We start from the raw sequence: 23265 nt of genomic DNA, 5'->3' as shown, positions 1-23265 counted from the left end.
CAAAAAAGACCTAATACGAACACTCTTCACTCCGCATTAGGCCTTACTCTTATTTTTTACCCTAAAACAGGATCACGGCGTAAGAATGCTGTCATACAATGCACCGCTCCCCATCCGTTCATGATTTCGTCCATGTCTACGTCAATAACTTGCACATCATGACTTTCTAACAATGCTTTCGTATGAGGGTTACCAGAAGGCATAACGACTTTTCCTGGCTCTAACGCCACAAAGTTCATGCTCATCCCTTGTTTTAATTCCTCAATATTCGTTAACTCAATAATTTCTATTCCTAAATCTAGCAATTGTTTTGCACAATCATACGTTACATGCCATGGGAAAACAAGAAGCTTCGTCTCATCTACCATATTCATGTATCCATCTAAGTGAATGGATCCATAAGGTATTTGCGTTCGAATGATATTTTTCACACCAAGATTACGCAACTCTGATTCCACTTGAACAGCTCCCGATTCATTTGTGCGGCTACCTGTACCAATTATAATGGTATCTCGGTTCACCCACATGGCGCTGGCACCTTCAAAATAGCCATCACCGTTGATCGTTTTAATAATCGGCACCCCTAATGAAGCTAGTGTTTTAGCAACTGCTTTTTCTTCCCCACGGCGGGCAGGGATGGCAGGGCGACAAACGATCGCTCCTTCTGGTGTCATAAGCATTAAGTCTCTCATAAACATAGCATTCGGGCGATCTGTACGTTGCCCTTCCACATAGTGAACGTCTACGCCATGATCTCGGTAAATGTTTGCAAGCTCATCTTGCTGTTGTCTCGCACGAACTGGGTTCATTGCTGCTCGGAAACGATATTCCGCGAAATTATCATCCGTAATCCCTTCTACCTCTTGTCCTGGTCGATGCATCAGCACTGCGCGAAGCTTTCCAACCTCCGAATCACAGTACCAATCTCCCCATAAATCCTTCATTTCATCGGAAAACGTTTGTTCGGAAGGAAACCAACGCTCCCCCTGTACTTTCACTCCTGCCATCTCTATCCCACCTTTATTCATGATCCTATTATTCTATTATTTCGTTACTCGAATCATAACATAATTATAATACTTGCGGGAGAGGGAAGAGGGGGATTTGTGGGAGGTGCAACGAGACAATGGAATATTGTCTAGGATACGGATGATAATGTATCTAAAACAATAGATTCAGAATTAGATACTGTGGTAGAATCATTGGAGACAAATGTTATTCATCCAGGTGATGATTTTATACCACAAGCTCGAATAGCTATCTGGTTTAGGGATGCAATAGTAGGCTGGCTAGTAGATTCAGGGATAGAGTATATAACAGGAAGAGCACCTACTGACTGGTTTATATTAGGATATGATCGAATTGTCACCAACATAATGTCTATCGGTAGAACGTGGACAAAACCAATATATGTTACAACAACTGGTAATGTCGTTACAAGTTGTCCTCCTGAGTACACTTGTCCAATTGCTCCTTGGGAGACTGAACCAGAAGATGAAAAATAGAGAGACATAGATACAAATACAACCTAACTAACGTCTATTGATTAGTTAGGTTGTATTATTGGAAAAGAGGTATAAGATATGAGGTTTAGTTTTTCAGATGTAATGAGAACTATTATACTCGTTTTAATCTGGACTACATTGTTTAACATAGCTATAGGACTTTTACTAGATACTGTGGATGGCTTCAATAATCACCCTGATTCAACTATATTAAAAGGAAACATATATAAAATTAATTTTTTTATTGTTGCTATCATTTGCATAAGAAAGTATTTACTCACAAAGAACAACCTCAAGTGGAATTCATTAGGGTTTGTTCCTTTGTCCAAAAAACAAATAGTATTATTACTATGGAAAATACCTTTAATATGGATTTTGTTTATAGGTGTCACCTCCACCTTTTTACATTTTCTTTTTATGAGAGATATTGATACATCTGACGTTGTTGGTACTTCAGATTTTGCAGGCTTAACCGATCTAGATGTTACTTTTTTAGTAGTGTTCTTAGAGGTGGCTATTTTGTCACCTATTCTCGAGGAAATTATATTTAGAGGCGGTATTTTACAAGCATTAAAATTAAAATACAACGCTCATATAGCAGTGTGGGGAAGTTCCTTAATGTTTATGCTTATACATCAGTGGTCAATTGTAATTTTACCAGGAATATTTGTTTTGGGACTAATACTAGGATACCTTTACCATAAATATAACAACATTTATGCACCTATAGGTTTTCATATTTTTGTTAACGGCTTTAACGTTATCGCTGTCAATACGTTAGTTTAATAAAAGATACTCAATGCTACGGCTTATTTACAATGATGGAAGTATTCTTTCTTCTGTCTTAGTATTTTTTACTTTGCCATCGTATGAAGCAGTTTTTCCATTTGTATTTAAGTTCTCTTCTGTAAAAAATAAATGGAGATGACTGTTGTGAAGCGGGAAGCGGGGAAGGAGTATATATCCAAATCAATATGTTTTAATAACTATCTTAGACTCGCATATTGAAGGTAACAAAAAGTTTGTGAAGGAAGTTGTATTAGCCAGACCTTTAAGGTTTCAAGGATTTCTCTTACCTTCTCCAAATTTCAATCTGAAATATTGTCAATGATTTTATACAAATCTTCTCTTTTTACAGCCCTAATAATTCCTCCATGCACTTACTTCTTTTAATAATATTATTCACATTTCAAACATAGTTTCTGCTTGGTTACAGCAATACAATCAACATAGCAGAACATTACGATCTTTACTTCAGTAAAATACTGTTTCTATTGTTTCACCATTCTTTCAAAAACATGTAGGTCAATACTTTAACAGGAAAAGCTCTATTCGTTATATAGATAAAGTTTTTGTTTTTTTAGAAACTAAAAAGAGACCAACTCTTAAGAATTGGTCTCGCTGTATTTTTTCTTCCTCTATACGGTACTAGATGCCGTACTTCCATTTTGCTATGTTCAAATACTTCAAAAAAGCTAACTTGAGCAAATTACTCACTCTTTTACATCAAAAATACTAATAAGCACCTCTTACATTGCTATGCACTTCTGCTTCATAAAAAGACTTTAGTTTTTCCAATTCGGCTTCCGTGAATGCTGGTACTTCTGTCGCTGCTAGGTTGTCTTCTACTTGCTTAACATTTTTAAAGCCTGGAATTACTGTTGTGATCTCTTCCTGATCTAGTATCCAGCGAAGGCTTGCTCTCGTCATGTTGCCACGACCTTCTGCGATCCAGCGCAGTTGTTCACTAAGCTCTACACCTTTGTTGAATTCAATTCCCGCAAATGTTTCTCCCACGTTGAACGCTTGTCCATCTTTATTGAAGTTACGGTGATCATCTGCTTCAAATGCTGCATTTTTCGTAAACTTCCCTGTTAATAAACCACTAGCTAAAGGTACTCGTGCAAGAATTCCAACACCTTTCGCTTTCGCTTGTGGGAACAACTCTGCTAATGGCTTTTGACGGAATATGTTAAAAATAACTTGGAGTGCTTTTACATTGGGGTTTTCCAAACAAAGTAAGCCTTCATCTACCGTCTCCACACTTACTCCATAGTGGCGAATTTTCCCTTCTTGTTGAAGCTTATCCAACACTTCAAAAACCTTACCATCTTGTAAAATTTCCATTGGAGGACAGTGGATTTGATATAAATCAATTCGCTCACGTTGTAGACGCTTTAAGCTGTTTTCACAATAAGTTCGTACCGTTTCCTCCGAGTATGTTTTCGGATCAAATATATCTCCTGCACGGCAGAACTTCGTCCCTATGTAAATGTCATCTTCTTTTCCTTTTGTTGCCTTCGCAAGTAGCTCCTCACTATGGCCGCTACCGTAAACGTCTGCAGTATCAAAAAAGTTTACTCCTGCGTCCATGGCAACTTGTAATGCGCGTAATGATTCCGCATCGTCTGTTGTGCCCCAGTTACCTCCAATTGCCCAAGTACCAAAGCTCAATTCACTCACACGTAAATCCGTATTTCCTAATTGTCGATACTTCATTACCTTCACACTCCAATGTTTAATTTTTCTTTCACTAATGTAAGCACATTCATTTTAACATATTCACACCAAACATCTCACATTTGGACTGTGACAGATTTGTATAACCTAGATAGTTACGGTACATTAATGGAGAAGGAAGTGAAAAACTTTTTCTTCATGAAAGATTAGGAGTGATGACAAAATGAATGGACAATCAAGGAAAGATATTGTTCCTGGTATAGAAGTGAATATCGTTTTAAAGCAAGATCAACTTACTGGAAAACTTACAAGAGGTATTGTGAAGGATGTTTTAACAAAATCAAGCAACCATCCACACGGGATCAAAGTTCGCTTACAAGATGGACAGGTAGGTAGAGTAAAGGAAGTTCTCTAGTAAGAAGGGAATTTTCTTTTTGAAGTATTTTGTTTATAAAGACAAGATTGCATGAGAAATGCTCGAAATTGTCCTTATGAACCTCTCATAAGGACAAAACACCATGCTAAAAGCCCGTAATTGTCCTTATGAGCCGCCCCAAGGACAAAAACTGAGGTTTGCCGCTGATGGGCGGTTTTTTAAAACAAACTACCCAACAACTGCGTTCAACCTCTCTTCTACTTCCTCTCTCTCTAAACTATTAATTCTAATGATATGTTGATTTTTACTTCCGCGGAAAGGTAAGGTGACATCCATCTCCTTTAGAATAAATGGTCCATCGACGATAACGTCCGCTAACAGAAGAAGCTCTAGTTCATACGTAGATCCACGCTGCAAAAGCTCACTCCACGTATACCCTGTATAAATCCAAAGATTCTTCCCCGCCCCCTTTATGCGTTTAGCAAGGGGAAGAATCGCTTCTGCTTGAAAAAACGGCTCACCACCTGAGAGTGTGACATCATCATGAGGATATTTTTCAATCTCCTCCATCAAATCTTCTACAGTATACGAAACGCCGTTATTGATGCTCCAAGTGCTTGGATTGTGACAGCCAAAGCATTGATGTGGACAACCAGCAAAGAATAGGACGGTTCGTAGACCTTCTCCGTCGACAATGGACTCATGAATTATCGAAGACACTACCATCTGTGTTTCACTCGCTTCTGCTCTTCCTCTTTCTTCGCTTTGTTCCATCGCTTCAGATCACCTACTAAATAGCCAGTAATCCGACGAATCCTTTCTATATTAGAAGCATCCTTTTCTCCACACTGCGGACAACTCTCCCCAATCATTCCATGAAAACCACACGTTTTACAACGATCCACAGGATGATTGATCGACCCATAGCCAAGCCCATGCTGTTTCATCAGCTTCACAATTTGCATCATAGCGGTTGGATTAGCACTCGCATTTCCATCCAATTCAATATACGTGATATGACCTGCATTACAAAGCGTATGAAATGGCGCTTCTCTTCTAATTTTTTCTCCAATGGAGATGGTCGACTGTACAGGCACATGAAACGAATTTGTGTAAAAAGACTTGTCTGTTACATGATCGATTTCTCCAAAGTGCTCACGATCTCTTTTGATAAATTTCCCTGATAACCCTTCTGCAGGAGTTGCCAACAACGAAAAGTTTAACCCAAATTCAGCAGTGGCATCGTCCATTTTTTTCCGCAAAAAAGAAACGATCTTTTGTCCTAATTCCCATGTCTCCTCACATTCACCATGGTGCTTTCCTGTTAAAACAAGTAATGCTTCCGCTAGGCCAATAAATCCTAAACTTAACGTTCCTTGCTTCAACAACTCAGCCACCGAGGAATTAGCTGATAGTTCCTCTCCATCTCTCCAAATTCCTTGAGAATATAAAAACGGAAACTCTTCTGCTCGTCGCTCACATTGAAACCGAAAACGTTCTAACAATTGCCTTACAACTAGATCTGACACCTTCTCCAGTTTCGCAAAAAAATTGGAAAGAAACCCTTCTGATTGTAGAGCTATCTTAACTAAATTCACGGATGTAAAGGATAGATTCCCTCTCCCAATGGATGTTTCATCGCCATGAATATTTCCCATCACTCTCGTTCGGCAGCCCATGTAGGCAACCTCAGATTCAGGATCACCAGTATCAAATTGCTTATTAAAGGCGCTATCTAGAAAACTAAAATTAGGGAATAACCGTTTGCTGGTTGTTTCCACAGCAAGCTGAAACAAGTCATAATTTGGATCCCCTTCTTTACCACTTACCCCATCCTTCACCTTAAAGATTTGAATAGGAAAAATAGGGGTTTCTCCATTTCCTAAGCCAGCTTGTGTTGCCAACAGCAACTGCTTCATCAGCAGCCGACCTTCTTTGGAGGTGTCTGTACCATAATTAATAGATACGAAAGGGATTTGCCCCCCACCTCTGGAGTGCATGGAATTAGCATTATGAATAAACGCTTCGCATCCTTGGTATGTAGCTTTCTCTGTTTTTTCCCAAGCCAATTTCTCCCGCTCTTCTTCGGTTTCTGAAAAACTAGAGTCATAGTAAGACTCATAGGTTTTCCGAACATACGGCGCTAAATCATAGTCAAAGCATGGGAAAGCTTGTCCACCGTGCTGCATGTTTTGGTTAGCCTGTAAAATAATCGACGCTAAAGATAATGCCGTTTCTATGGTCTTTGGTGGTCGAATGGACCCATGACCTGTGTTGAAACCCCTTTTTAATAGTTTTCCTAACGGGATTTGACAACATGTTGTTGAACCTGTTGGATAAAAATCTTTGTCGTGTATATAGATGAGATTTTCCTTTTCTGCATTTCTTACTTCTTCTGTCAGTAGATGCTCGTCTGTGTACCATTTTGCTGTTAATGACGCAAATTGGCCTAGCTTACCAAGTGGAGTTCCCCCATCCACGTTGGCATTTTCTTTCCCCTCTTCACAGCAATTCTCCGAGATTGCTTGTAGTGTTTCTATCATATTCAACTTGATCCCCATCCCCTATTTCATTTTTACAAATCGTCAAATCCGTTATCAGTTGATACTTTTGTGTATTGGCGTGATTTTTGTTCAAAGAAGTCTGTTTTCCCGCTATTTACGTCTTCGTATATTTTTATCCAGCGCATTGGGTTGGAACGATAGCCCTCAAACGGTCTCTCTACACCTAGTTCATTCACTCGTTTGTTCGCCATGAACTTGATATATGCTTCTAGCTCATCTATATCAATGCCTTGGATTTTATCCCCGATGATATATTTTGCCCAGTTGATCTCTAGCTCCGCCGCTTTCGTAAATGTACGTTGAACAAATTTATGATTTTCAGGTGTATTTAGCTCTGGGTTTTCCCTAAGCAATTCTTTAAAAATATTAGCAAACAAATGCACGTGAAGCTGCTCATCCCGATTAATATAATTAATCATTGTGGACGTTGATACCATCTTCTGATTACGTGCTAAGTTGTAGAAAAAGCTAAATCCCGAGTAAAAATTAAGTCCTTCTAATATCACATCGTACACAATCGATTCCAAGAATGTTTGCGGAGTCGGATTGCTAACAAATGCTTCATATCCTTGAGCAATAAAATCATTTCGCTCCCTAAGAACACTGTCATGCTTCCAATACTCAAAGATTTCGTCCTGCTTTGACTTCGTTGTTACACTTGATAAAACGTACGAGTAGCTTTGGTTATGAACGACCTCTTGAAACGATAAAACCGTCATTAACGCCGACAAACTAGAGTCCGTTAAATACCGCGCTACTTGCATGGAATAGTCCGTTTGAATACTATCTAAAAACGCTAGCAGTCCAATAATTTTATCGAACGCCTCTTTCTCATGAGACTCTAGCAAATCATACTGACGAACGTCGTTGGACATATTGATTTCAAACGGTGTCCAAAAGTTTGCTAACATATTTTTATATAAAGGATAAGCCCATGGAAAACGAACATCATCCCAATTTAACACGTTCGAACTCTCTCCATTAATAATCCCTGTGGACGCATTCGGTGCCGTCACATCATACAACTTTCTTTCTTGTAATTTCATGTGTTGATTACCCCTTCCATCTATTTAACTTGCAATTTGAACGAGGGGATATCCCCTCGTTCAAACCTCTATATTAGCTCGAACAACTCTCACAATCTTCTAGTTCGCTTGATGTGGAACGAACATAATACGTCGTTTTCAAGCCTTCCTTCCAAGCCGCAACATGAATATCTAACAGTTCCTTCGCCTTCACTGTGTTTTTCACATAAATATTGAAGGAAATCCCTTGATCGATATGCTTTTGTCTCGCACCATTTTGCTTTATGCTCCAGTGTTGGTCCGTTTCATGTGCTGCTTTGTAAAACCACGTTGTTTCCGCTGAAATGTCTGGAGCTGTAACTGGAATTCGGAAGTTCTTCTTTTCCTCCGCATATTCTTTTCGATAAATCGGATCGATGGATGCTGTTGTACCCGCAATAATTGCCGTGGACGAGTTAGGAGCAACCGCCATTAAATATCCGTTTCGAAGTCCGTTCTCTTTCACTTTTGCTGTCAGGTCAGACCATTTCTCGTTCGAATACCCTCTTTTTGAAAAAAATGAACCTGTCTCCCAATCAGATCCTTCGAATACTTTGAAGGATCCCTTTTCTTTTGACAACTCCATACTAGATTCAATTGTTAAATAGGCAATTTTTTCATATAACTCATCAGCAAACTCCACTGCTTCCTCCGACTCCCACTTTATTTTTTTCAAAGCAAGAAGATGGTGCCAACCGAATGTGCCAAGTCCAATGGCGCGATATTTCTCATTCGTCAGCTTCGCCTGCGGAACTTCGATTTCATTTATATCAATCACGTTATCTAGCATTCTCACCTGGATAGGAATCAGTCTCTCTAGCACATCATCCGTAACAGCCGTAGCTAAATTGATGGAGCTAAGATTACAAACAACATAGTCACCAGGTTGTTTTGTAATAATAATGGATCCGTCTTTCGTTACCTCTTCCTTCACAAACGTCGGACTCATGTTTTGCATAATTTCTGTGCAAAGATTGGAGCCATATACCATCCCACAATGGTTATTGGGATTCATTCGGTTTGCTTGGTCTCGGTAAAACATGTAGGGAGTTCCAGTCTCGAGTTGCGAGATCATCACTCGTTTCATAATCTCAATTGCTGGTACAGACTCCTTCGTTAATTCTGGGTTTTCTACACAAAGCTTGTACTTTTCTCGAAAACTACCTGAACCTTGTTTTTCATCAAAAAAGTCTTCCAAGGAAAACCCCATTACTTGTCTCACTTCATGTGGGTCAAACAAATACCAATCTTCTCGCGCTTCCACTTTTTCCATGAACAAGTCCGGTAGGCACACACCTGTAAACAAGTCATGCGTTCGTTTTCTTTCGTCTCCATTGTTTAATTTCGCATCAAGGAAGGAGAAAATGTCTTTATGCCATACATCAAGGTAAACGGCGATTGCCCCTTGTCGTTGACCGAGTTGATCCACACTTACTGCCGTATTGTTAAGCTGTTTCATCCAAGGGAGTACCCCTGAAGATGTGCCTTTATAGCCTTTAATGGACGAGCCTCTCGCACGAATTTTTCCAAGGTAGATTCCAATCCCACCACCGTTTTTGCTTAATGTAGCAGCATCCGTTGTACTATCAAAGATTCCTCGTAAACTATCCTCGATCGTATCGATGAAACAACTAGAGAGTTGTCCGTGAGTCTTTCCTGCGTTTGCTAGTGTCGGTGTTGCTACTGTCATGTATAAATTTGAAAGTGCCCAGTATGCATCAAGGGTTAGAGATACTCGTTGGTGTTGCGGCTCCTTTTGCATCAGTGTCATTGCTATGATCATAAATCGTTCTTGTGGTAGCTCAAGGATAGATCCGTCGAAATCCTTTGTTACGTACCGGTCTACCAATGTATGTAATCCTAAATAGGTAAATTTCTTATCTCGCTCTCGTTCTAACGCTTGTCCAAGTGTTTGAATATCTTCGTTCGTATAGGCTTCTAGTAATGTGGAACGATATAGTTTTTTCTCAACTAGCTTGTGGACGACCTGCTCAAACTGTTCATATACAGTGGCTCCATTCGTATAGCGTGATTGGGCAACACTACTATATAACTGGTTGAGACGTATTCTAGCAGCAACATATGTCCAGTCTGGCTCTTGCATGGATATACGATCGAGTGCAGCTAATATTAGCTCTTTCCCTGACTTCTCAAATGTCCAACCTGTCCAATTTAGGTGGGCAAACTCCTGTTGCAATTTTGTATTTGTATCCTCCATAACATTAATCCCCATCGTTACACTCTCCCTTTATCTATCTATGATTTAGATTATATGGTAGGCTTTTTACGCATAGAAAAAGCCCTTCCCTCGATGGAAAGAGCTTTGAACGGCATGTTAATAGGAGCGTTGTCCTGTAAACGGGCAATACAAAAATACCCTGCCGTTCACGGTCTCAATCCCCGAAGCCATGAATACGTGAAAAATAGGCAGGTCTCCTGACTTATGCTTCCTCCTACTTTGAGCCTTCCCATACAGTGGCCTTTCAGCCGAACAGTACAGTGGTCGTTCTCATTTCGTCTGCATTTACAGTTGCGGGGACAGTCTCGGATTCTCACCGAATTCCCTATCAAGCTATGTTACTAGCACCTATTAATCAAATATCAATATATAGTGTTTTATTATTGCCGTTAAACATGATGTAGTATGTTGAGTTTATCTAATATAGGAAACAATTGCAATACTTAAGTGTTAAAAACATATTTTTTTAGGCAAATGTCCTAGATTTTTTTTTGGAAAAATAGGTTAGCTGGGAGTTATGTGAAGTTTGTTTTAATAGGGAGATGAAACATTATTTGTATTTTTAAAAATAGCAAATATATCAATTAGTTATTCTTTTTCTGATCCTCGCTCGCGTTACATAAACACTCCATGGAACGCGAGATTCCGTTTCTGATCCTTGTTCGCGTCTCATAAACGCTCCATGGAACGCGATATCCTGTTTCTGAACCTTGTTGACACTACATAAACGTTCCCCCTACCCCACCACCCTATCTCCTCTCGAATAAACATTAAACCTATCTCCCCTGACAAACCCCACCAAGGTAATCTCCAAATCTCTCGCCAACTCAATTGCTAACGTAGTTGGTGCTGATTTAGCAATGATAATTCCCACACCAATTTTGGAGACCTTCAGTAACACTTCCGAAGAAATCCTCCCGCTAAACACAATTACTTTATTTTTCAAAGAAACATTATTTCGCAAACAATATCCAAAAAGCTTATCTAGTGCATTATGCCGCCCAATATCAGATCGCGTAACAAGAATCCCATCCACGGAAGCAAGACTTGCGTTATGAAGACCTCCCGTTTGCTTAAAATCCTCCGCCTGCTCCTGCATCGTACTCATTAAATGACAACACTGCTTAGCAGAAATACTAGGTGCTCTCAAAATTGTCCTAGCACCCCGCACATCACTCTGAAAATAAAATTGACGACTCTTTCCGCAGCATGATCCTATAACCCGCTTCGAGAATGCCCCCTCTGGATCAAACCCCTGCTTATTTTTCAACACCACATATGCAAAGCCCTTTCCCTCATCAATCAATACGGAGTCAACCTCATCTGCCCGCCGAATCACCCCTTCTGAAGCCAAAAAACCAAGGACAAGCTCCTCTAAATCCGCTGGCGTACAGAGCATTGTTCCAAATTCATGGCCATTCACCGTAATTGTCAATGGCTCTTCCAACACGATCAAGTCATCCGCATCCTGAAGAACACCTTGCTCATATTTCTTTATCACATGCGTTTGCATCACCTTGTTTTTCATCGCGAAATCTCCCACTTAACTTATTTCCGTTTCTAAGTCGTCCATTTGTCGCTCTACATACTTGGTATCCTTCTTCGCATGAAACGTATCCGCTTTCTCCACTACCACCGTCGTATTATACTCTGGAATACGAGCATATTTTTCATAAACCCCTTTTGGAATAACCACATTCCCTTCTGGCCAATATAACGAAATATTTCCCCGACGAGTGTTATCAAACCTCGCCCTGCCGTGAAAAACTCCGTGCTTATTGTACACAACAACCGCTTCCCCATCACGGATACCTAGCTCGCCAGCATCCTCTTTATGAAGAAGCACATCGTATCGATCAGCCCCATTAAACGGATCGTCCTTCCCGTAAATCATCGAATTGAACTGTTTTCCTCGTCGCGTCGTAACGAAAAACTCGCCTTCCGATTTTCTCAACTCAGGTAGTTCAATCGGCAACAACTGCCCTCGCCCATCCTCCGTGGGACACATCCCGTCCTCACACAAATACGCTCCACCCCACTGGAAAACATCGCCCGTATCTCTCAAATTTTGAATCCCTTCATAATTTTTATTGGCCACCGCAATTTCCTCACGAATCGACTGCGCATCAGTAAACTCTATCAAATTAGCCTGCTCTGGTTTCACAAGCTTCGCAATATCCACATAAATTTGCCACTCCGGACGGGCCTGCCCGATTCGATGACCCTTGATCTCTGGGGAAAAATAGACCATCCTTTCTGTCGATGTAGACGTTCCTCCCCCAGGTTGCTCAAATCGCGTCATGGATGGCAAGATGATGACCTCTTCTTTTGCATCTACCAACGCAGACGTATTCAAAATTATGTCCTGATGAATCCGAAGCTCAACATTCTCCAAGCACTTCTGCACATAGTCAGGGTTCGGCATCGTTTCAAGAAAATTCCCTCCTGTAGTGTAAAACACCTTCGTTTTTTGTTTATGCCCCTCATGTAATAGAGCATTTTCCAACGAAACTCCTACCGTATCTCCTTGCCAACGAGGAATCTCAAATTTCCAAACACCCTCAACACGCTTACGGTTAATATCATCAAACTCTCCCCCTGGCAAAACAAAAGGATCCGCTCCCATTTCTCCAGCCCCTTGTACACCAGAATGTCCTCGAATCGGCATCAATCCACAATTTTTCCGACCGATAAATCCACGAAGCATCGCCAAATTGGCAACTTGCGAAATATTATCTGTGCCAAACCGGTGCTGCGTTAATCCCATCGACCAAACGAACACTGCCGACTTCGAATTTGCCAGCAACTCCGCCAACTCCAACATCCGCGACTTCGAAATCCCCGCAGACCTCTCCAACGCCTCCCAACTTTGTTTTTCCACATGCTTACGTAACTGCGCCAAGCCATTCGTATGCGCCTTAACAAACGAATGATCAATCGCAGATCCACGCTCCCGCTCCTCCATCACAAACCAATGCTTCATAATCCCGTTCATAAAGGCAATATCGCCACCAATATTCACCTGATACACATCATCCGCAAGCTTCGTACCAAACAACGCACTTTCTGGAATAGACGGAATCCAATATTTTTCCATAGATGGCTCATAGTGAGGGTTAATCATGATAATCTTCGTGCCCTTCCGCTTCGCCGCATACATATACTTCGTGGAAACAGGCTGATTGTTGGCTGCAACAGACCCCCAGAACAAAAGCACATCCGAGCCAATCCAATCACGATAACTACAAGTGGACGCCCCCACTCCAATCGAACGCTTCAACGCCGTTTTACTCGGTGAATGACAAATTCTCGACGAATTATCAATATTATTACTTCCTAAAAACCGCGCCACTTTTCCAGCCACATAGTACGACTCATTCGTCATTCCCCTTGCCGTCAAGAAAAGCGCAAGCTGCTTTGGATCCACAGACTTTATTTTTGCAGCAATCTTCCCGAACGCATCATCCCAAGAAATCCGCTCAAACCTCGACTGCCCCGGCTTCCGAGACAACGGATAAGGAATACGCCCAAGCTCCCGCAACTCCGAGCTAGACAACTTCCGCAGCTCCTTCACATCCCGAAGTAACACCTCATCCTTGATCGCCGGCATCGTATTCAACCGCAACACATTCAAACGAGTCGTACACAAATGAGGACCAGTCAACGTCTGATCCTTCAAACCAGCAACCCCCAACGCACAACCATCACAAACACCTTTTGTTAAAATCCGCCCAGCATAAGATAAATTATCCTTATTATCCCAAACAGCCTTCGCCGTCTCACGAACATGCTTCGGCTTCACCTTCCCAAGCCCAAACGGAACCCAACTAACCCAATACCGCGGATCCGGCAACTTCGGTAACTTCATTGGCCCTTCATGCAACGATTTCCCCAATGTTCTCCCACCTTTTTTGAAAAAAATAGATTGATAGTCCGAATTAAGTGTGACTGGAGTGTGTTTTAAACTTCAATGTAAGCACTTACATTAAACCCTACTCTAGATGGAGATATGTCTTGTAAACATAACGAGTTGTTTTAACTATATATATAGTGTTTTAGATAAGATTATTATAGCATTGTTTTCCAGGACAGAGGAGTGACTGCTACCTACCTTAAAGACAGCAATCTAGGATAAGATAATCAACCTTGGAATTGGTATTATGTAAGTATCCTAGGTAACTCTTTCAAGAAAGGGGGCTTTACATGAGCTATGTTCAACTGATCCAAGAAACACTAGACTATATTGATGAAAATATTTTGGAAGAGATAACAGTGGAAGAGTTATCAACTCAAGCTGGATTTTCCACATATCATTACTATCGAGTTTTCACCAGTTTAGTAGGTATGCCAGTCATGGAGTATATCACGAGACGAAAGCTTTCATTTGCACTTTGCGACCTTCGGAATGGTAAGAAAGTGTTAGATACAGCGTTAACGTATGGTTTCGAAACTCATGCAGGTTTTACAAAGGCTTTTAAAAAAGCCTTTGGGTATCCACCAAGCTTTTACCGTATACATGCGCCAATTGGGGTGCCACAGAAAATCAACTTATTAAAAATAAAGGAAAATAAGACAGGAGGAATTTTAATGCAGCCGAAAATAATGGAGAGAGAAGCATTCAAAATTGTCGGATATGAATTCAAAACTACTTTACGAAATAATGCTCATTCAAGAGACATACCAGCGTTTTGGGACCAATGCAATATTGAAGGCAAGGAAGCGAAGCTATATGACACGCAACAGCCACCGAAACATGGGGAATATGGAATTTGTGTAAATAACAATATGGAAACGGATGAGTTTTCCTACGTGTTAGGAGTGGAAGTAACGAATTTTCAACATGCTTTAGACGAAATGTATCAGTTAGAGGTGCCTTCAGCAACTTATGCGGTCTTTACAACCCCACCTGTTGAAGACGAGGGATTCGTTGCCTCCATACAAGGTGCTTGGAAATATATTTTAGAAGAGTGGTTTCCTAGTTCTGGTTACGAGATCGATGACACAAAGCTAGATTTTGAGTTTTATGATGAACGCTGCCACCCTTGGGAGTATGAGAGATTTGTGATGGAAATTCATGTACCTATAAAAGAAGTAGAATAATTGGTGGGAGTACGTAGCTATTGCCTCCTAAATGAAATGGCACTGAAAAAGGTAATTTTGACTTTTTCAGTGCCTTAGAGAGATTCGCTCTAACTGATTATAATATCTCTAAATAGAAGCACGAGAACCGTCCCCGTTGCTTCCTTCCTAAAGCACAAACTTCTCAATTGCTTTGGCTACTCCATCTTCGTCATTCGTGTCCGTTACCCAATCTGCAACTTCTTTTACTTTTTCTTGGGCATTGCCCATTGCAACACCAACGCCAGATTCTACGATCATGGCATAGTCATTAAGACTATCTCCTACAGCAAGGACATTGTCTAGCGTTATACCTAATTTGTCGCAAACCTTACGTAGTCCATTTGCTTTATTGATTCCAATTGCGTTTATTTCTAAATTAATTAAGCTGGAATTGCTCACTTCTAATTCAGGATGGTTAGATAACAGTCTTCTTATTTCTTCTCGCGCCTCGTCATCCTCTACATGGAAACCAAACTTTAACCATGTATGGGATGATAGATCATCAAAAGGGAATTCATCGTTCCACACTTTTTCTGAAGAAATTGCCCAGTAATTTGTATTATGCTTTTCCTTTAACTCCCACATTAGTTTCATATGTTCTTCAGGAATCGTGTTCTGCTCTATTAAGTTCCATTCGCTATCCCATATTTCACTTCCATTTACAGTAACAACATAAGAGGAGAGGTTCAGTGATTCTGCATGCTTTCGACACGTATGTATGGACCTTCCTGTACTTATAACTATATGGACACCTTTTTCTTGTGCTGCCTTGATAGCTTTTCGATTTGCCTCGGATATAGCATGCTCGCTATTAAGTAATGTACCATCCATATCTAAAGCAACTAGTTTGATTTCTTTCATTAACCATTCTCCTAACTTCTATCATGAGGCAAATTTTGGTAAGGTTACTTTCATTTCTGTTCCTTTCCCTACCTCACTAGTAATACTTATTTCTCCTTTATGCTCACGAACAATATTCATACTAATCATTAACCCTAGGCCAGTACCATCATCTTTGGTGGTGTAAAATCTTTTGCCCAACTTTGAAAGCTGTTCAGGTGGTATTCCAGGACCCTCGTCAATTATGATTATGTGTATAACACTAGTTTCCTCTATTATATTAATGGTGATTGTACCCTCTTTTGACATTGCCTCTATACCATTTTTGAGGATATTTAGAAATACTTGCTTCAGTTTATTTTCCTCACAATAAACGGTAACATCCTTCATCTTAGGTTTGTAACTTACTTTAATTTCAATATTATATAGTATTGCCTGTGTATTTACTATTGTTACAACTGTTTTAATTAATTGTACGATATTTGTTTTTTGAAACTCAAATTCTTTTGGTTTCGAAAGAAGTAATAATTCATTTACTATTAAGTTGATCCGTTGCAATTCTGAGGACATAATGTCTTTATACTTTTCCGAATCCTCGTCCGTATTTTTCATAAGCTGTAAAAAACCCATAATACTAGTTAACGGATTCCGAATTTCATGGGCAATTCCCGCTGCCAACTCTCCAATAACAGAAAGTTGTTCTGAATGCTCAAGTCTCTTTTCGTTTTGTCGCTGCTTCGTTATATCTGTAATGACTATCCCGTAACCCCATTCATGTTGAAAAAACAGCTGGTGGTAGTGAAGAATAACATCCGTCTCCATTCCCTTACAATCCGTTAGAACCCCTATAGTATTTCCTACCGTTTTCTCGTATGCAATGGAATCATCTTCTAGCGGCACTACTTTTTTTAATGCTAGATAATCAAAAAGTGAATTCCCAATAATCTCTTTTTTTCTTTTCACTTGAAATAATTGGGCACATCGATTGTTTATATATCGAATTGTGTTATTTTTTATAAATAAGATTGCTACTGGAGTTTCTTCGAGGAATCTTTCGTACTCTTTTACAATTTTAAGAGTAAGTTTCCTTTCCTCTTCTAGTGCTTTTCTTTCTCTAATAAACTTAATACGTTCAAATAGTAAGGCACTAATAATGATCATCATAAGAATCACATATAATTGTGCACCACCTACATAAGTTATAATGATTGCTACAAGCATAGTAAGGAAGTAAAGCACTGAATATATAACGTATTTTTTTGATTTAGTATGGTGCTGTCTTAGCTTCATAACGGCATTCACCTTTCATAATCGAATAAAAAAAGACCTAACCTCTATTTTTAGAAGTTAGGCCACGCGCGACGTTTATTCCCACATTTACCTTTTTCTTAACTATGCTATTTTTTATTGCACGATGATGCACATCATTGATCTATCTTCTTTGAAATTCCAATCTATAAACAAATCCAGGACGGAAGATTGAAAAATAGATTGTAAATTTACATCTCGATGAAAATGACTTTTTTCCAAGTCATCTTTCGTTATTTTTAATTCCTCTTGGTATCCTTTCTTTATCATTGCCTTTTCAATAGGAACCAATAATCCTATTCTTTCAATAAGAAGGATATTTTTTGAAACAGGATACATATATATTTTATCAGGTACTTTTTGAACTAGTTCTGTGATACGTGCTATTTCTTGTTCTAATGCTACCATATTAAAGTTTGGATTATGTACAGGCGTATCTAATTTGCTTTCCAAAACCAAAATGATGACACCTGAATTATTATTAAAGTTCCAGTCGTGAAAGTACTCCTCTACCTCTACATCAAAGCTAACTTGAACAGCTCCTTTAAGTTCTTCTAGAATATGTCCAATTATAACTTCACGAGCATTTTCCACGTAAGCAGATTGTCCTTTGTAAAGAAGCACTTCTTCCATAGGAGAAATGAAGCCTCTTATATAGAAAACCATATAATTTTTACACAATGTAGCGCTACATGATTCTGGACCTCTTCCAAATTTTTGCCGTAATAACTTAGAAGTATAGCTACTAATATGATTTATTTTATCTTGTAATTGCATATAGACACTTCTTTCGAAAGGCCTATTCAAAGTTATCACCTATAAAATGACAACCTCTTTTATCATATCATAGCAACTTTACCAAACAAAGTATAATAACTAAGATAGGCCAACATAATTGTACTTATTAAAGTACCCATTTTTAGCGTCTTTATAACACCTGTCTTTTTATTTCACAAAAAACACAACTATGTTTTTATCTTCATCATAATCCCACATAACAAATATATCATTAACAATCCGCTTAAAAGCAGATATAAACAACGGCTTATATTCTGTTAATCTTCTTTTTATATCATAAGAATGATTCAATAGAATTTCATAATTTCCTTGTTTGTATAATTCCAATTCAATAGGTAAGAAGTTATGCTTACACTCAGCAACATATATATTCTCATTAATTTGAGAAATAGTTATATCGTTTGGTTTTTTATAGGCTTCTATATATGCGTTTTGGATTTTCTCGATTATCAAGTTATTATTAATTGAATAGTTATTGTTTTTGATATGAGGAGGATTATAGGATGTTGTCATCATTAGTAGTAAGCCTGAATTTGTATCGAAATCCCAATCTTGAAAAAAGTGAGTAAAGCTTACTTTAAATATTTTATTTAACTCTATTTTTAAGTCTTCTATAATCGCTTCTAATATCACATTACGATACGTTAGTGCTAAACCTTTTTTATTTCTCTTTAACAAAACCTCTTCTGATGGTGTGATAAATTTGCGAATATGAATATACAACATACCCTCTTCAAAAGTACTGAAGCATGAATCTGGACCTTTTCCAAAACTACTTTTTAACCTCTTACTTAATTGACTACTTACATATGTTAAATCTTCCTGACGCTTTTTCTCTTTAATCATCTTTCATGTTTCCTCCTGAATTTTCCTCCACGCTGTACCAACCTGATGTATATATTTCGAATACAAAAAGGCCTAACCTCATAATGATGAAGTTAGGCCATAGATAAGACGCAATTAGTTAAAACTGTTCCTCTATTTACCAATTAGAATATGCATTTTTTGTTTGATGTTATGATTTAAATCGCTAGGAAAACAATCGTTTGATCAATGACTGCTAGACACTAATCAATTATTATTATATCATATTTTTTTTATAAATAACAGAGAAACCGACCTAAATTCTAAGACTATTTAATTGGATTTGAATTCGATATATCGTCTTTCACCCTAATGACTTCATACATCACTGTTTTTTTTCAGTAGGTGACTCAAGCGCTCCCTCCATTTGCTTATCATATATCTCTCTATTGTTTTTGATCCATTTTAATTCCGTCAGGACGATAGTGTAACTTTATATTTGTTAAAACTTCTTCTGTCTGCTCTGTCATCGCCTCTCCTTGTAGCTTAATGACCAACTCCATCACTTCATCCATCGACCCTTCAACAACAGTTTCCATTGGTCCTACTTTATAATCTAAGCCCGATTCATCAACGACTTCAATCAATTTAGGCAATACCCCATTCGTATCCATGTCCTTTCCATTCGGAAGTACTTGTATACCTGCCATTACAGTAGCCATGAGATCATCCTCCAGTAAAACTAGTTTGTTATTACTTATGTACCATTTTTGTTAATATTTTAAACATGTTTTTCTTGCGAAAGGACAAGATTACGAGTCTTTCGTTACCTTCCCACTACTTTTCTTCATGCCAAAGTCACTAATACGGCTCTTTCGTTACCTTCCCATTACTTTTCTTCGTGCGAAGGTAAGCAATTAATATTCCTTACGTAAAAAACACCTGTTATATGCATTTTGATTGCATAAACAGGTGTTAATTGTTAGGTCTGTTCTAAAACTAGAACTCTACCCGAGGTTCTTCTTCGCTAACTCAATTTGCTCTTTTACCTGTACCGGCGATGTACCACCATAGCTGTTTCTAGCCCCCATTACATGAGCAGGCGCAAGAACCTTGTAAATATCTTCTTCAAATAATGAACTGAACTTCTCGTATTCTTCCATTTTCAGATCAAGAAGGAATTTCTTTTGCTCGATAGCATATAACACGATTTTTCCAATAACTTCATGTGCATCTCGGAATGGAAGCCCCTTTGTAACAAGGTAATCAGCAATATCCGTTGCATTTGAATAGTCGTTGTTCACTGCTTTCGCCATGTTTTCCACGTTAACAAACATTGTTTCAATCATCGGAGCAAGAAGCTGTAATGATCCTTCTAACGTTTCTACCGTATCAAACATGCCTTCCTTGTCTTCCTGCATATCTTTGTTATACGCTAATGGGAGACCCTTCAACACAGTTAGAAGACCCATTAAGTTACCGTAAACACGCCCTGTTTTTGCACGTAACAATTCAGGCACATCAGGGTTCTTCTTCTGTGGCATGATGCTTGAACCAGTACAGAAGGAGTCATCTAGCTCCACGAATTGAAACTCTTGGCTACTCCAAATTACTAGCTCTTCAGATAAGCGAGAAATGTGCATCATTAAAATAGAAGCTGTTGATAAAAACTCTAAAATAAAGTCACGATCACTTACTGCATCCATACTGTTTGGATATACATGCTCAAAACCCAGTAATTCAGCAACACGTTCACGGTTTATTGGGAATGTTGTACCTGCAAGTGCACCGGCCCCAAGTGGTAGCCAGTTTACACGTTCTAAGCTGTCAACTAAACGCCCTTTGTCACGCTCCAGCATCCAAAAATATGCCATTAAATGATGTGCAAAGGAAACAGGCTGTGCTCGTTGTAAGTGAGTATATCCAGGTATGATTGTTTCAATGTTTTTTTCCGCTTGAGAAATGATTGCGCCTTGAACAGCTTCAACTAATGAAATAATGTCCTTTGTGTGATTTTTTAAGTATAAATGCATATCTGTGGCAACTTGGTCGTTACGACTTCTTCCAGTGTGAAGCTTCCCACCAACTGGGCCAATTTCATCAATTAAAAACTTCTCTACGTTCATATGAATATCTTCATTAGCTACGGAATACTCAAGTTCTCCATTTTCGAGCTTCGTTTTTACCTTTTGGAGTCCTTCTTTAATTTTATCTGCATCTTCTGTGGAGATAATTCCGCATTCACCTAGCATTTGTACGTGTGCTAAACTCCCATCAATGTCCTCATTCGCTAGCTTTTGATCAAAGGAGATAGATGCTGTTAGCTCTTCTACAAGTTTGTTTGTTTCTTTTGTAAATCTTCCGCCCCATAGCTTAGACATGTGAAAACTCCTATCTATTTTAATTAAATTTTCTTTTATTGTTAAATTCTACTATTTATAGTTGGTGATACACAAGGGTGGTGAGGATGGATTACGCGTGATTTCGAAACAATTTAGCACCTCTACAGCACGATTTTGTCTCGCATCACACGAGATTTAAAAATATCTTAGCAAATTAGCACTTTCATCGTATAAGGTAATAATTATATGTGCGGGTTTGGACAATATATGTGCGGGTTGCGCGATTATATGTGCGAATTTCAGAATATATGTGCGGGTTCAACGATTATATGTGCGAATTTCCCATTTTTATGTGCACTTCCTTCAAAGCAACATCCCAACATCCCATCCCAAACTACAAACTCAATCCCACAACCACTATCTTCCACTATTTAAAGACTTCACACACCAAAAACGGCCATGGCAACCCTGTGCCACAGCCGCCTTACTTTTTTCACGACACTATCCCAATCCTAGTCTAACCCAAAATCTCTGACTCAGAACCCTTTTCGCCTTTAACCTTAATGTGTTCGTCTTTTAACATTTTCTTTTCGCTGCTTTTGTTTACTTCGGTATACACTTTTGTTGTTAAGCCCCATAGCTTGATGAAACCAACTGCTGCGTTGTGGTCAAATGCATCACCTTTTGAATACGTAGCAAGCTCTTCATTGTACAAGCTGTGTGGTGATTTACGAGCTACAACATCGAAGTTTCCTTTGTGAAGCTTCACTTTAATCGTACCCGAAACAACTTTTTGTGTATCACTTACGAATGCTTCTAATGCATTCTTTAATGGAGAATACCAAAGTCCATCATAAATGATTTGCGTTAATTGTTGATCCACTGTTGTTTTAAATTGAGTAACCTCACGAGGTAGTGTCAAGAACTCAAGCTCTTTATGTGCTTTGATTAAGATAAGCGCAGCTGGAGTTTCGTATACTTCACGAGATTTGATTCCTACTAGTCGGTTTTCAATATGGTCGATTCGTCCTACACCATGTTTTCCACCAATTTCATTTAGAGTTTCAATTAGAGGAACAAGCTCCATTTCTACACTATTTAATGCAACTGGCTCTCCATTTTTGAACTCGATATCAATATATTCAGCTTCATCTGGAGTCATTGTGATTGGTGCCGTCCAGTCAAAAGCTCCCTCTGGCGCTTCTGCCCAAGGATCTTCTAATACACCTGCTTCACACGCTCTTCCCCAAATATTCGCATCAATAGAATACGGGTTTTCAAGAGTTGCTGGAACTGGAATGCCTTTTTCTTCTGCATACGCAATTTCCTCGTCACGAGTCATGCCCCACTCACGTACAGGTGCAATCACCTTTAAGTTCGGATTTAATGCTTGAATAGATACTTCAAAACGAACTTGGTCATTTCCTTTACCAGTACAACCATGAGCAACTGCTACCGCACCCTCTTGCTCTGCAACTTCTACTAACAACTTAGATATAAGTGGTCGGGAAAGGGCAGAGGACAATGGATACTTACCTTCATACAGGCAGTTTGATTTTAATGCTGGCATTAAATATTCCTTTGCCAAAATTTCCTTTGCATCAACCATAATCGCCTTGATTGCTCCCACTTCAAGAGCCTTGTTCTTAATAGCTTCAAAATCCTTTTTCTCACCAACATCTAAACCAAGTGCAATCACGTCATAACCGTATTGCTCTTGAATCCATTTAATTGAAACGGAAGTGTCTAATCCACCAGAATATGCTAAAACCACTTTTTCCTTACTCATTATACTCGCCCCTTATCACGAATTAATATCTACGTTACCGTATTTTTATGCATTG

Annotated in this window: 19 protein-coding genes and 1 riboswitch; of the genes, 4 read left to right on the top strand and 15 right to left on the bottom strand. The window is 39.1% G+C overall.

Annotated elements, in window-relative coordinates:
- Positions 1-56 precede the first annotated feature (56 nt).
- On the bottom strand, positions 57-1007 hold the full coding sequence (locus tag ACERII_RS03480) for a dimethylarginine dimethylaminohydrolase family protein (RefSeq protein ID WP_373640075.1): 951 nt from the start codon (positions 1005-1007) through the stop codon (positions 57-59).
- 183 nt (positions 1008-1190) lie between these two features.
- Here ACERII_RS03480 and ACERII_RS03475 point away from each other — a divergent pair, with 183 nt between their 5' ends.
- Both ACERII_RS03475 and ACERII_RS03470 read left to right on the top strand, forming a co-directional pair.
- On the top strand, positions 1191-1505 hold the full coding sequence (locus ACERII_RS03475; protein ID WP_373640073.1) for a hypothetical protein: 315 nt from the start codon (positions 1191-1193) through the stop codon (positions 1503-1505).
- Between the two features lie 78 nt (positions 1506-1583).
- Positions 1584-2291 (top strand): CPBP family intramembrane glutamic endopeptidase, encoded by a 708-nt coding sequence (locus ACERII_RS03470; RefSeq protein WP_373640072.1) that lies wholly within the window; start codon positions 1584-1586, stop codon positions 2289-2291.
- Between the two features lie 729 nt (positions 2292-3020).
- On the opposite strand, the gene ACERII_RS03465 is transcribed toward ACERII_RS03470, so the two are convergent.
- Positions 3021-4004, bottom strand: coding sequence for an aldo/keto reductase (locus ACERII_RS03465; RefSeq protein ID WP_373640071.1), 984 nt, complete (start codon positions 4002-4004; stop codon positions 3021-3023).
- A gap of 184 nt (positions 4005-4188) precedes the next feature.
- Here ACERII_RS03465 and ACERII_RS03460 point away from each other — a divergent pair, with 184 nt between their 5' ends.
- Positions 4189-4380 carry a YwbE family protein gene (locus ACERII_RS03460; RefSeq protein WP_373640069.1) on the top strand — a complete coding sequence of 64 codons (192 nt, stop codon included), beginning with the start codon at positions 4189-4191 and terminating at the stop codon, positions 4378-4380.
- A gap of 189 nt (positions 4381-4569) precedes the next feature.
- On the opposite strand, the gene nrdG is transcribed toward ACERII_RS03460, so the two are convergent.
- The 6 genes from nrdG to ACERII_RS03430 form a co-directional block, all read right to left on the bottom strand.
- Positions 4570-5067, bottom strand: coding sequence for an anaerobic ribonucleoside-triphosphate reductase activating protein (gene nrdG / locus ACERII_RS03455; RefSeq protein ID WP_373640204.1), 498 nt, complete (start codon positions 5065-5067; stop codon positions 4570-4572).
- Positions 5061-6884 (bottom strand): anaerobic ribonucleoside triphosphate reductase, encoded by a 1824-nt coding sequence (locus ACERII_RS03450; RefSeq protein ID WP_373640067.1) that lies wholly within the window; start codon positions 6882-6884, stop codon positions 5061-5063. The genes nrdG and ACERII_RS03450 overlap by 7 nt, the downstream gene beginning before the upstream one ends.
- Positions 6885-6916: 32 nt before the next feature.
- On the bottom strand, positions 6917-7951 hold the full coding sequence (locus ACERII_RS03445; protein WP_373640066.1) for a ribonucleotide-diphosphate reductase subunit beta: 1035 nt from the start codon (positions 7949-7951) through the stop codon (positions 6917-6919).
- A 73-nt stretch (positions 7952-8024) separates the two neighbouring features.
- Positions 8025-10187 (bottom strand): ribonucleoside-diphosphate reductase subunit alpha, encoded by a 2163-nt coding sequence (locus ACERII_RS03440; protein ID WP_373640202.1) that lies wholly within the window; start codon positions 10185-10187, stop codon positions 8025-8027.
- Between the two features lie 191 nt (positions 10188-10378).
- Positions 10379-10575, bottom strand: a riboswitch (cobalamin riboswitch).
- A gap of 369 nt (positions 10576-10944) precedes the next feature.
- On the bottom strand, positions 10945-11736 hold the full coding sequence (gene fdhD, locus ACERII_RS03435) for a formate dehydrogenase accessory sulfurtransferase FdhD (RefSeq protein ID WP_373640064.1): 792 nt from the start codon (positions 11734-11736) through the stop codon (positions 10945-10947).
- 15 nt (positions 11737-11751) lie between these two features.
- Entirely contained in the window at positions 11752-14103 is a 2352-nt protein-coding gene (locus ACERII_RS03430) for an FdhF/YdeP family oxidoreductase (protein ID WP_373640062.1), read from the bottom strand.
- Positions 14104-14411: 308 nt separating this feature from the next.
- Here ACERII_RS03430 and ACERII_RS03425 point away from each other — a divergent pair, with 308 nt between their 5' ends.
- Positions 14412-15308, top strand: a complete 897-nt coding sequence (locus ACERII_RS03425) for an AraC family transcriptional regulator (RefSeq protein ID WP_373640061.1) — start codon at positions 14412-14414, stop codon at positions 15306-15308.
- Between the two features lie 147 nt (positions 15309-15455).
- Here the strand turns inward: ACERII_RS03425 and ACERII_RS03420 are convergent, their stop codons facing one another.
- From ACERII_RS03420 to ACERII_RS03390, 7 genes are all read right to left on the bottom strand, one after another.
- On the bottom strand, positions 15456-16190 hold the full coding sequence (locus ACERII_RS03420; RefSeq protein ID WP_373640060.1) for a Cof-type HAD-IIB family hydrolase: 735 nt from the start codon (positions 16188-16190) through the stop codon (positions 15456-15458).
- Between the two features lie 21 nt (positions 16191-16211).
- The gene (locus tag ACERII_RS03415; protein ID WP_373640058.1) at positions 16212-17459 is read right to left on the bottom strand and encodes an ATP-binding protein; all 1248 of its coding nucleotides are present in this window, start codon (positions 17457-17459) and stop codon (positions 16212-16214) included.
- A 114-nt stretch (positions 17460-17573) separates the two neighbouring features.
- Positions 17574-18254 carry a Na-translocating system protein MpsC family protein gene (locus tag ACERII_RS03410; protein ID WP_373640056.1) on the bottom strand — a complete coding sequence of 227 codons (681 nt, stop codon included), beginning with the start codon at positions 18252-18254 and terminating at the stop codon, positions 17574-17576.
- Between the two features lie 168 nt (positions 18255-18422).
- Positions 18423-19121, bottom strand: coding sequence for a Na-translocating system protein MpsC family protein (locus ACERII_RS03405; protein WP_373640055.1), 699 nt, complete (start codon positions 19119-19121; stop codon positions 18423-18425).
- A gap of 404 nt (positions 19122-19525) precedes the next feature.
- Entirely contained in the window at positions 19526-19801 is a 276-nt protein-coding gene (locus ACERII_RS03400; RefSeq protein WP_373640053.1) for a thiamine-binding protein, read from the bottom strand.
- 285 nt (positions 19802-20086) lie between these two features.
- Complete coding sequence (argH, locus tag ACERII_RS03395) at positions 20087-21460, bottom strand: argininosuccinate lyase (RefSeq protein ID WP_373640051.1); 1374 nt, start codon at positions 21458-21460, stop codon at positions 20087-20089.
- A 478-nt stretch (positions 21461-21938) separates the two neighbouring features.
- Complete coding sequence (locus ACERII_RS03390) at positions 21939-23210, bottom strand: argininosuccinate synthase (RefSeq protein WP_373640049.1); 1272 nt, start codon at positions 23208-23210, stop codon at positions 21939-21941.
- Positions 23211-23265: the final 55 nt, after the last annotated feature.

Origin of the sequence: Evansella sp. AB-rgal1, assembly GCF_041820985.1 — a bacterium.
Taxonomy (GTDB): Bacteria; Bacillota; Bacilli; order Bacillales; family Salisediminibacteriaceae; genus Evansella.
The sequence above is the reverse complement of the archived record's forward strand: the minus strand, read 5'-3'. Positions and strand labels throughout refer to the sequence as shown.